Origin of the sequence: Paraburkholderia mimosarum LMG 23256 = NBRC 106338, from assembly GCF_000739815.1 — a bacterium.
In the GTDB taxonomy this organism is placed as follows: Bacteria; Pseudomonadota; Gammaproteobacteria; order Burkholderiales; family Burkholderiaceae; genus Paraburkholderia; species Paraburkholderia mimosarum.
Genome location: NZ_BBJJ01000219.1, coordinates 1 through 2,687, shown reverse-complemented (window position 1 = coordinate 2,687; position 2,687 = coordinate 1). Strand labels below are relative to the sequence as shown.

Here is a 2,687-nt window from a genome sequence, read left to right as displayed (position 1 = left end):
CCGCAATCCATCTTTCTGCTTCTAATTTTCTACTGCACGTTGCTATCGGCTGCTGACAACCAGCGGAACGGAACCATGCCCCCCCCCTTTGCTCTTACCCCCTCAGACTTTCAGCGGGCTCTCACAGTTCGATATCAAGACTCGGATAAAATTGTCAATTTCGTCGATACCCCCCCTTTCTGGCTTTCGCCCGAGACCCTTGCCTACCGACGGACGACACATGGTGAGCGCCAGTTCATTAAATTCAATATCAAAACTGGGAAGAAGCAACCGGCTTTCGATCATAGCCGCCTTGCCGAAGCATTAAATAAGGCAGCCTCCTCGAATTTCCGAGGCAATTCGCTGCCCTTTGACCGCTTCGAAATTGGACAAGACGGCAACCAGTTGCTGTTCTCCATTGATTCCGTTCGGTGGAGTTGTGATCTTTCACGCTACATCTGCACTAGGATCTCTCAGGGCGAAATCTTGTCATTTCATAACGACTTCACGCCAACGGCTGAAATCGATAGTCGAATCACAAGCGATTCACCGAACGGCAAGTGGAAAGCATATATCAAAAACTACAACGTCTTTCTAATGAGTAAGGACGGGTCAGTAAATGTACCGTTAAGTCGGGACGGGACAGAAGCGAACAATTACGTCTTCTCATCCCTAAAGTGGTCCCCTGACTCCAATCACCTCGCAGGTTACCGTGTCGCCCTCGGCCAACCGCGTCAAATCATGCTTGTCAATTCCTCAGCAACAAACCATCAAGCCAGGTATGAGCCAATAGCGTATCCCAAAGCGGGAGATATTCTTCCGCGACCGCAACCGGTACTATTCGACATAGTCAACAAGCGCATGGTCAATATCGACAATGCTTTGTTCCCGAATCCTTTTAACCTTTCAAAAATTAATTGGTGGAAGGATGGGAGAGGTTTTACATTTGAGTACAACCAACGCGGCCATCAGCTATACCGAGTAATCGAGGTGGAGGCAGCCACCGGCCGTACCCGCTCTTTGATCGATGAGGTCAGCTCCACGTTCGTCGATTATACAGATTTAAGAAATGACCAAAGAAATTCCGGAAAACACTTTCGTTACAATGTTAATGATGGAGAGGAAATTATCTGGGCATCTGAGCGCGATGGATTTGAACATCTGTACCTTTTTAATGGCCGTACCGGTGTTTTAGAAAACCAAATCACCAAAGGTGACTGGGTTGTCCGCGCGGTGGACCACATCGATCCAGTCAGAAGGGAAATTTGGTTTGAAGCAAGCGGAATGAATGTCGGCGAGGACCCTTATTTCGTTCATGCCTACCGAATTGGCTTCGACGGAAAGGGGCTGACATCACTTACGCCAGAACCGGCCAATCATCATATCGAGTTTTCTCCTGACGGTAGATTCTACGTCGACCTCTGGTCGCGTATCGACCTTCCCCCACGCATGGCGCTTTTCCGGTCTAGAGACAACGCTAAACTGATGGAGATCGAGAGCACCGACATCTCCCAACTCGAATCCAATGGATGGAGAGCACCAATCAATTTTGTTGCCAAAGGGCGCGATGGTAAGACCGATATTTGGGGAATCATTCATCTACCAGATAGATTCGATCCACATCTGAAGTATCCTGTGGTGGAGGATATATATGCCGGCCCGCAAGGCTCTCACGTTCCAAAGTCATTCACAATCAAAACAGAGCCCCTTACCAAGTTGGGTTTTATCGTTGTGCAAATCGACGGAATGGGCACTAACAACCGTTCACGCCTTTTCCATGACGTCGCGTGGAAGAATCTGAAAGATGCAGGCCTTCCCGATCGCATTCTGTGGCATAAGGCGGCTGCCTCTCTATATCCCTGGTACGACATCTCGAATTTGGGAATCTTCGGTACATCAGCTGGCGGCCAGAACGCCATTGATGCACTGCTATTCCATTCGGACTTCTATAAGGTTGCGGTAGCCAACAGTGGTTGCTATGACAACCGTATGGACAAGATATGGTGGAACGAACAGTGGATGGGCTGGCCCGTCGGCATTGAATACTCACAGTCCTCCGCCATCGACAATGCCGACAATCTGCACGGCAAACTTATGCTTGTTGTGGGCGAAATGGACCACAATGTCGATCCGGCCTCCACCTTTGCGCTCGCCGACAGTCTCATTAAGGCGGGAAAGGAATTCGAAATGGTCTATGTGCCTGGTGCTGATCATGGAGCCCCCGGTATCTTCACCGAGCGTAAGCTCATGGATTTCTTCGTTCGCAATATTTTCGGGCAAGATCCGCCTAATTGGAATGCCACATCGACGCATTTTCCGTCGAGTTGATGCCCCTTTATACTGATCGCCGTGACATTGAGTTCGTAGGATTTTTGTATAGTCACATTCAATCGTTTACGTTGGGCTCAGGACTGCTATTGCTTGTCTTCGTTGAACGCAAGCCCGCAAGATTCGTGTGCGAGACCGGCGCAGTGTCATCGCCGCTCGCTGAGCGCCGCCGCCGTTCATGAGCTACGCCGAAAGCAGTGGGGTCAATGCCTTTGCGCGTTGGCGATCGTACTCGCTCTGGCGCTTGAAAAAATTCTCGCCTCAGCGGTCTTGGACCTGAGGATTGAAAGTGGCACGGCCATTGGGATGCCAACGAGATCATTCGCTTGTAGGGGTTATAAGCTGGAACCGCCGATTTTTTCGAAATTCTTCGAATTCAA

The 2,687-nt window shown here is 49.9% G+C and carries 1 protein-coding gene; it reads left to right on the top strand.

Annotated elements, in window-relative coordinates; translation table 11 throughout:
• The coding region (locus BMI01S_RS36785) for a S9 family peptidase (protein ID WP_063769765.1) at nt 1–2,307 on the top strand (2,307 nt) is incomplete at its 5' end.
• Between the last annotated feature and the right edge of the window lie 380 nt (nt 2,308–2,687).